At 58.2% G+C, this 8,572-nt stretch carries 8 protein-coding genes; 4 read left to right on the plus strand and 4 right to left on the minus strand.

What is annotated here, in order from left to right; all coding sequences use genetic code 11:
* Nucleotides 1-49 precede the first annotated feature (49 nt).
* The 3 genes from Q7L05_RS11625 to Q7L05_RS11635 all read left to right on the plus strand — a co-directional run bounded on the left by Q7L05_RS11625 (nt 50) and on the right by Q7L05_RS11635 (nt 3,031).
* Nucleotides 50-364 carry a HesB/IscA family protein gene (locus tag Q7L05_RS11625; protein WP_303906542.1) on the plus strand — a complete coding sequence of 105 codons (315 nt, stop codon included), beginning with the start codon at nt 50-52 and terminating at the stop codon, nt 362-364.
* Between the two features lie 149 nt (nt 365-513).
* A complete protein-coding gene (locus tag Q7L05_RS11630) occupies nt 514-2,160 on the plus strand; it encodes a histidine kinase (RefSeq protein WP_303906545.1) in 1,647 nt (548 codons plus the stop codon).
* Between the two features lie 211 nt (nt 2,161-2,371).
* Nucleotides 2,372-3,031, plus strand: a complete 660-nt coding sequence (locus Q7L05_RS11635; RefSeq protein WP_303906549.1) for a response regulator — start codon at nt 2,372-2,374, stop codon at nt 3,029-3,031.
* 145 nt (nt 3,032-3,176) lie between these two features.
* Here Q7L05_RS11635 and Q7L05_RS11640 read toward each other — a convergent pair whose 3' ends face one another.
* Nucleotides 3,177-4,484: a DEAD/DEAH box helicase gene (locus Q7L05_RS11640; RefSeq protein ID WP_303906552.1), complete on the minus strand. Its 1,308-nt coding sequence runs from the start codon at nt 4,482-4,484 to the stop codon at nt 3,177-3,179.
* 255 nt (nt 4,485-4,739) lie between these two features.
* Nucleotides 4,740-5,129 (minus strand): S24 family peptidase, encoded by a 390-nt coding sequence (locus Q7L05_RS11645; RefSeq protein ID WP_303906555.1) that lies wholly within the window; start codon nt 5,127-5,129, stop codon nt 4,740-4,742.
* A 125-nt stretch (nt 5,130-5,254) separates the two neighbouring features.
* Between Q7L05_RS11645 and Q7L05_RS11650 the strand changes: the two genes are divergently transcribed.
* The gene (locus Q7L05_RS11650) at nt 5,255-5,719 is read left to right on the plus strand and encodes a rhodanese-like domain-containing protein (RefSeq protein WP_303906558.1); all 465 of its coding nucleotides are present in this window, start codon (nt 5,255-5,257) and stop codon (nt 5,717-5,719) included.
* A gap of 150 nt (nt 5,720-5,869) precedes the next feature.
* Here Q7L05_RS11650 and cysG read toward each other — a convergent pair whose 3' ends face one another.
* Both cysG and Q7L05_RS11660 read right to left on the minus strand, forming a co-directional pair.
* Nucleotides 5,870-7,300, minus strand: a complete 1,431-nt coding sequence (gene cysG / locus Q7L05_RS11655) for a siroheme synthase CysG (protein WP_303906561.1) — start codon at nt 7,298-7,300, stop codon at nt 5,870-5,872.
* Between the two features lie 696 nt (nt 7,301-7,996).
* Nucleotides 7,997-8,449 carry a hypothetical protein gene (locus tag Q7L05_RS11660; RefSeq protein WP_303906564.1) on the minus strand — a complete coding sequence of 151 codons (453 nt, stop codon included), beginning with the start codon at nt 8,447-8,449 and terminating at the stop codon, nt 7,997-7,999.
* Nucleotides 8,450-8,572: the final 123 nt, after the last annotated feature.

The following is an 8,572-nucleotide window of genomic DNA, read 5'->3' on the forward strand; positions in this document are numbered from 1 at the left end:
CCTCTGTGCTCTCCTTGGTTCAAACACAGACTTAAACAGGAGGAACCGAATGATTAAATTGACTGCGGCGGCCGCCGAACAGGTCCGCAATTCGGCGGAACAGGTGGATGCCAAGAAACTTTCCCTGCGTATCGCCGCCCGGAAAAAACCGGATGGCAGCATGGATTACGGTATCGGCTTCGATGAATCCACCGACGAAGACATGGTCTTCAACTGCGAGGGCATCGAAGTGGTGATGGCTCCGGAATACGGCCCCCTGCTGTCGGGCGCCACCATTGACTTCGTCGAGATCGAACCGAACGATTATCGCCTCATCGTCATGAATCCCAACGACGCCAGCTTTGTCCCGCCGAAGGAAGCGTAAAGTGACGCATCAAGGGCGGCAGGCGACCGCCCTCGTGCACCAATTCGGGTCATTGTCCCGAAACTGTCTCCCGAAATGGGGGCGCTGTGGTAATATGCGTTGGTTTTTCGGCGCAACTTACACAGACCAACCCTGTCCACATTATAACGATGACACAGGCGCGAGATATCGGCGATGTCGGCCGTTCTGATCCCGTTGCCGCTAACCGCAAGGCGGCTCAGCGACGGGAGGGATTCCGCGTGCTGAAATACAAGCGCTTTGTCCTGCCGCTGGCCGGTATCGGGCTGCTCATACCGTTGATGGGGTTGACCGGCTTGCTGCTGGTCCACTATCCCGCTTACACCGATACCCTCTTCGTCGCGCTACTACTCTTCACAGCGAGCGGGCTGGGGCTCGTCTATTTCCTCTTCAATGCCCTTTATGGCCACGTGCTGACGCCCGTCTGGCGTCTCAAGGATTGGGTGGCCCGAATACGCAGCGGCGATCACGAAGCTCGTCTGGCGGAGAATGGCAATGACGAATTTGACGGCCTCTCCCATGATCTCAATGCGATTGGCCAGTTTCTGGAGACCCTCTCCCACAATCTCGACGAAGAGGTCCGCCGCCAAACGGAGCGCATTGCCCAAAAAACCAACTCGCTACAGGTCCTCTACGACGTGGCGGCCAGTCTCAATGCCTCCCGGGACCTGAAAGATCTCCTGACCCGCTTCCTCTATACCATGCGTGACATTGTCAACGCCCACGCGGGTACCGTGCGCCTGCTGACCGACAACAATCAGATGGAGCTCGTAGCCTCCATTGGCCTGGATGACGAAGTGGTGGAACGCGAGCGCATGGTCCCGGTTCAGCGCTGTCTATGCGGGAGTGCCCTCTCCGAGGGAGAAGTCCTGTTCCAGCAGGACCTGAAACCGTGTACCCAATTCGTAGGGCGCCCTATGCTCGAAGACACATCGCTGGAAATGATTGCCGTTCCGCTACAGTACCGAGGTAAAAATCTCGGCGTCTATAATCTGTTCGTCAACCGCGCCGAATTCGAGGCCCGTGACGAGGTCAAGGCGCTGTTTACCAGTATCGGCCGACATCTGGGCATGGCCATCGAAAAGGCCCACCTCGACAATGAGGCCAAGCGACTGTCGATCATGCAGGAGCGAAACGCCCTGGCCCATGAGCTACATGACTCCCTGGCCCAGACACTCGCCTCCCTGCGCTTCCAGACCTCCATGCTGGATGAGACTGTCGACCAGCAGAGCATGGAAGACATCCACGCGGAAATTCAGCAAATCAAAGGTGGCCTGGATGAGGCCTACACGGAGCTTCGGGAGCTGTTGGCACACTTCCGCGCCCCGATGAATGCCCGCGGCCTGATGCCGGCTCTGGAAGACCTGATCGGCACCTTCCGCAAGCAGACCGGCATGCATATCCTGCTGCAAAAGGAGTGGGAGTCCACCCGTCTTCCCGGCAATATGGAGATGCAGGTGCTGCGTATCGTACAGGAGGCGCTCGCCAACATTCGCAAGCACAGTCGCGCAAATACGGTGCGGGTGATGCTCAAGTGTAATAATGAGGGCCAATACCACGTACTGGTGGAGGACGACGGCGTGGGCATGAGTCGTCCCGCCTTCACCGGACATCCGGGTGAACACATCGGCCTATCGATCATGCAGGAGCGGGCCCGCTATCTGGGCGGTGAGCTACGTATCGAATCCGAAGCCAGCGAAGGCACACGAGTGCAGCTCAGCTTCCGCCATCCGGACCCGAACACCGACCACCAAAATCAGCGGTTTGCCCTGATTTAGTGGTCTGAACCGCAAAGACGCGAGGCGCGCGCAAAGAACAAGAACAGCTCGAAGAAGTTGGATTGGCAAAAACTGTCGCGGCCCGGCGCAAGTGCATGGCCGAAAATCAACGACCTGCACCAAGGAAAACGTATCAATGCCTTATGGCAACACGTTTCCCGGACGGGTCGTCCCCTAGGAGCCTGTCCTTTTGACTGGATTGAGAGACCCCATGCGTGTCTTGTTGATTGATGACCACACCCTTTTTCGCAGCGGCCTTGAAACGCTGCTCGAACGTCACGGTATTGACGTAGCTGCCGCGGTGGGGGACGGGCGGGAGGGCCTGGAAAAAGCGAAGGAATTGCAGCCCGAGATTATCCTTTTGGACATGCGCATGCCCGACATGAACGGACTCGAGGTGCTGAACGCCCTGCGCCGCGAAGGACTGGCCATGCCCATCGTCATGCTGACCACCTCCAACGAGGAGGAAGACCTGGTCGAGTGTCTGCGCAATGGCGCCCAGGGTTACCTGCTGAAAGATATGGAGCCCACCGAACTGGTCGAAGCCTTGCGGGAAATCGTCAGTGGCAAAACCATCGTTGCCCCCGAACTGGCTGGCGTACTTGCACGGGTCGTTCAGGGCGACGGCGGCCTGACAGTGGAAACCCCCAAGGTGGAAGCCAATCCGTTCGACGAACTCACTCCGCGTGAGAAAGAGATCCTGTGTCTGCTCGCCGAAGGCCAGAGCAACAAGGTTATCGCCCGCAATCTGGGTATCTCCGACGGCACCGTCAAGCTTCACGTCAAAGCGATTTTGCGCAAGTTGGACGTCCACTCACGCGTCGAAGCGGCCGTAATGGCCGTAGAGCAGAATCTCTGCCAGAAGGAATAACAAGGCGCTGTCGGGCTCGTACCTGAAGGATCCCATCCACGAGTTGCAGGAAAGGCGATAAGACGCATGCAGGGCTGCATGCGACAGACATCAAGCGAGGACCGTGCGGGGCCCCCCCGCACGCCCTGCCCTACCCTACCCTACCTTATACGGTTACTCGGGAACCTGCCCTACCCTTGCGGCGGGTCTTTTCACCCGAGCGGTCGGCTCCACGGCTCTGGCGCTTCTTTCCGTTTGCCTGCGGGCGTTCGTGACCGGCGGCCCGACCCGGACCTCCCTTCCCACGGCGGCCATTTTCAATCGGCTCAGGTTTTATACTGGGGTCCGGCTCGTAGCCCTTGATGACCACCTTGGGGACGTCGCGTTTCAACAAGCGCTCAATGCCGTGCAGCAGCTTCTCCTCATCGACACACACCAGAGAGGCGGCCTCGCCCTCCCTGCCGGCGCGGCCGGTGCGGCCGATCCGGTGTACATAATCTTCCGATACATTCGGCAGTTCGAAATTCACCACGTGCGGAAGCTGGTCGATGTCCAGACCGCGAGCGGCAATGTCGGTGGCCACCAACACCCTGACCGCACCCTTCTTGAAGTCCGCCAGGGCCCTGGTACGTGCCCCCTGACTCTTGTTGCCATGGATCGCGGCAGCGCTGATACCATCTTTCTCCAACTGACCGGCCAATCGGTTGGCACCATGTTTGGTGCGGGTGAAAACCAAGACCTGGCGCCAGTCCCGGGAGCCGATGAGGAAGGACAGCAACTCCCGCTTGCGGTGTCGGTCCACTGGATGCACGACCTGCTCGACCTGTTCGGAGGCGGTATTGCGCCCGGCGACCTCGATGAGCTTTGGCTGACTCAGAATCCCGTGTGCCAGTCTCTTGATCTCATCGGAAAAGGTCGCGGAAAACATCAGATTCTGCCGCTGCTTCGGAAGCAACTTCAGAACACGACGGATGTCGTGAATGAATCCCATGTCGAGCATCCGATCGGCCTCGTCCAGCACCAGCACCTCCAGTGCGGAGAGATCGACTGTCCCCTGCCCCACATGGTCGAGCAGGCGCCCCGGGGTGGCAATCAGGATATCCACGCCGCGCCGGAGTTTCTGGATCTGCGGATTGATGCTGACGCCACCGAATACCGCCGCGCTTTTCAGGGGCAGATGTCTTCCATAGGTCTCGACACTCTCACTCACCTGGGCCGCCAGTTCGCGGGTCGGTGTCAGGATCAAGGCGCGTACAGCCCGCTTGTTTTTCCCCTGAGAGGTGGAAAGTCGCTGCAGCAGCGGCAACGTAAAACCGGCCGTCTTGCCGGTTCCGGTCTGCGCACCGGCCATAATGTCGTGACCTTCCAGAATGATTGGAATGGCCTGATACTGCACGGGAGTGGGTTCACTGTAGCCCTGATCGGCCACGGCGCTAAGCAGTTCGGCCGAAAGGCCGAGCGAATCAAATGACATATTGGAATGAAAACTCTTGGTTGGGCCAACCGCATGATAGAGCCAACAGGCTCCTGATCCGGCCCGGTCCAGGCAAATCGAGTGGGGTGCTTCGAGGTTTAATCGGGGATCGACCGCGAGCGTCGCAACTGACCGGATATGCGGCGACTTTAGACACTATACAGTAATGGCGGAGAAAGTATACCGAAGGCCAGCATACTTTGAGGCAAGCACTTGCATCGCTCGCCAAGCACCACGCTTTCGCGCCGCCGCTCCTCAGGTGTAAGTTCTCATGTTCTTCCGCCCGCCTCCCGGACGTTTGCGCTGCGTGATAACACCCTTGATTTGATCCAGGTTCTCCAGCTGATGAGCAGGGTAGGCGTGATTTTCGGCTTCCAGATAATACCTGTCGCCGCCGACCATCCGTAGCTTGCGGAAGATATACTCTTCATTGTAAAAGGCAACGACATAGGACCCGTCCTTGAACATGTTGTGTGGTTCAATTACCACGACATCACCAGCCTGGAACTCGGGTGCCATCGAATCACCGAGGACCATCAACACGTACGGTTCCTTGCCTTCACAAGGCGCGCTGAACGCCTCAAGACGCTCATCAATTTCGGGTTCGTCTTCCGATTTGATGGGAATGAATTTTTCGACTGCCATATCTCACTCCGTTTTGCCAGGCTGGCCTTTTCAGCTAACCGAGTGGACTCATGGACTTCTCTTTGAGCTCACCGGTCAAAGCACGTAAAATCCGCCGTTTCCGACAGACCCTTAGGCCTACGGACATGAAAACCTTCACCGACCTGATTGCAGAACACGTTTCCGAAGTCGAAGAGCTGTTTCCCTGGGACCTCGTCGATCGGCTGGAGGAAAACCCCGACCTCCTGTTGTTGGACGTGCGTGAACCCTACGAGTTCGACGCCATGCATATCAGGGGCTCTATCAATGCGCCTCGGGGTATTCTCGAAGCCTCCTGTGAGTGGGACTACGAGGAGACCATCCCGGAGCTGGTTCAGGCCCGGGACCGCGAGGTAGTCGTGGTCTGCCGATCCGGTAACCGCAGCGTACTGGCCGCCTATACCATGCAGCGCATGGGCTACAAGAACGTGTATTCCCTGAAGACCGGTGTCCGCGGCTGGAACGACTACGAACAGCCGCTGGAGGACAACGACGGCAACCCGGTGGACATCGACGATGCCGACGAATACTTCACACCAAAGGTCAAACCGGAACAGCAGCGGCCCAAGTAAACGGATTGTAACCACAGAGGGCACAGAGAACAAACTGCATGTTCGATGATCTGTGTGCGCAACCTTTTGCCGTCCGAAGACTAAACCTTAGTCTCTTCTTAGGCAGTTCTCGTGATCTCTGTGGTCTCTGTGGTTTAAGCCGTTTTCTCGTTACTCCGCAGTAACGCCGCGCTGGGCGGTCTCACCGCGGCGTCTCATTTCTTCCGATCGGAACCAACCCAGCTTTTCGTGCAGCTTCACCACATTTCCGACGATGATCAGCGTCGGTGGCTTGATGTCGCTATTGTGGATAACGTCGGGCATGGTATTCAGTGTGCCGGTAAAGACCCGCTGTCTGGGGGTGGTCGCCTGCTGGACCAGTGCAATCGGCGTATCCCCGTCCATGCCGTTTTCGATGAGCTTGCTGCAGATAACCGGTAGTCCCTTCAATCCCATGTAAAACACCACGGTCTGGTTGGGCTGTGCCAGCGCCGACCAGTTGAGGTTCATGGAGCCGTCTTTCAAATGTCCGGTGACGAATACCGCCGCCTGTGAGTAATCGCGGTGCGTAAGCGGAATGCCGGCGTAGGCAGAAGTTCCCAGGGCCGCGGTAATACCCGGGACCACCTGGAAATCGACACCCTCGGCCGTAAGCGTCTCGATCTCCTCGCCGCCCCGTCCGAACACAAACGGGTCGCCGCCTTTCAAACGACAAACGCGCTTGCCCTGCTTGGCAAGGTCCACCAGCAGTTGATTGATCTGATCCTGCGGCACGGAGTGATTATCCCGCTCCTTGCCGACGTAGATGCGCTCGGCGTCCCGACGCGAGAGGTCCAGCACCTCCTTGGAGATCAGACGATCGTGAACGATGACATCCGCCTGCTGCATCAGCCGCAGCGCGCGGAACGTCAACAGGTCCGGGTCACCGGGACCACCACCGATCAGATAGACCTCACCCACCTCCCGGTCCTCGCCCTCGGCAATCGCCTGCTCCAGCGCCTGCTCCGCCTCCTGATCCTTGCCGGCAAAAACGAGCTCGGCGACCCGCCCCTCGAGAATACCTTCCCAGAAATTGCGACGCGCATTGACGGTCGAAAAACGCGCCTTGACCGGGTCGCGGAAGCGCTCAAGCATGCCCGCCAACCGGCCATAGGCGATGGGAATGGCCGACTCCAGCTTGGCCCGCAGCATGCGAGCCAACACCGGCGATGCGCCTCCGGTGGAAACGGCGATCTGTACCGGCGAGCGATCGATAATCGAGGGCATCACAAAGCTGCACAGCTCCGGATTGTCCACCACGTTCACCGGAATACTCCGCGTCTGGGCGCGTTCCGAGACTTCGCGGTTGACCGCCTGGTCATCCGTCGCCGCGATCACCAGCATGATACCGTCCAGATCGGACTCCTCGAAACGGCCCGGCCGGTAGTCGATACGCCCCTCTTCCACCTGGTCGTTCAAGGTATCGGTCAGTTCGGGGGCCACCACCGTGACCTTGGCGCCCGCCTCCAGCAACACGCCGGCTTTGCGCGCAGCCACTTCACCACCGCCGACCACCAGGGCCCGGCGGTCGCGGATATTCATGAAAACCGGTAGCAGATCCATATCAAATATTCAAAAAGGCTAATATGCGGAACAGTTTAGCGGCTGACCGGGGATAACCCAGCCCCCCTTTGGAGATAGGCGCCCGAGTACAAAGCCCCCCGACCGGACGACGGACTAAAGCCCGACCTTCATCATCGGACCACCGGTTCTTCCTGTAGATCGGCCTTAAGGCCGTCACTGGAGTTCGACGGGCTTAAGCCCGACCTGCCCAAAACACCCGGAAATCAGAGCCATTGTCCGCCCATTTGACTGCCAATGGAACCTTCGGACCTCCTTCTTCGGGTCCTGGCGGCTCCCATATTATTTCCGAAACGGTTCGGTGTGGCTCAACGAAGGCTTGCGCATGTTTCCGTAATATTTCAGTCCAATATCGGATCTCACACCCTCTCCATAGGGGGGAGACCCAATCGGCCTTTTCCAAATCAAACCCAACCCACTCCTCGACCGGGGAATCTCGCCCGAATACTCCGAGGGGAAGCTTACGGGAGAGCCTCACGCCCTGTACGTCGGGCGTTTCGCCCTCGGCGGCCTGTTGGAAGAGGTCATTACCCTCGGCATCCTCGGTGAGCCGTCCCAGGACGGTGGTGTCGAACTCACCGTCGCCGTCGAAGTCGTAGCTGGTGCTGGCCTCGCGCTCGAGGGTGGCGCGGCTGCCGTCGAAGCGGGAGCTTGCTGCCTTTATGTGGGTATCACCAGTCAGTCTCGGGGTTTAACTGCCAGATTTCGCGAACCGTGAGGGTTGTACTTGAAACTTATTTTAACTAGGCACACATCGCTTTCCATGTAAGGGTCAAATGAAGCTGAAAAGCTTCCATACCGTTGGCCATTATGGGCGATATAGTAGTAGTGACGCGCTGGATAGATGCGGACTCGGTAATTGGAGCTTCCTCTTGTCTGTGAAACCGTTATCTTCGGCTTATATCCAGCCTCAGGGGCCTCATTAAGATAAAGGTCATTCGTTTCCTGAATGCCTCCCCCCACGGCCGCCAAAGTAATCGACCAGCTTCCCTCTTGATGCTTCCAGTGGACCCCTGGGACCTTTTCCTCTCGCTGGCAGGAAGCGATGATACCCCCAGCCTCAAAGCTTTTCCCATTAGGAACCGGCTCCAGATAACCGCTACCGGATTCAACCTCTTCAAAATCTTCCACCCGCCACACCTTTATCGCGTACGGGTTATCTGGTGTGGTGTAAGTGCGCCAGCTGTGTGCCTCCCCATAGGGGTGCGCTCCCCACTTGATACCGAGATCGAGGCATGATCAAATAGTCACCAT

It is taken from the genome of Thiohalomonas denitrificans (genome assembly GCF_016841685.1).
GTDB lineage: Bacteria > Pseudomonadota > Gammaproteobacteria > Thiohalomonadales > Thiohalomonadaceae > Thiohalomonas > Thiohalomonas denitrificans_A.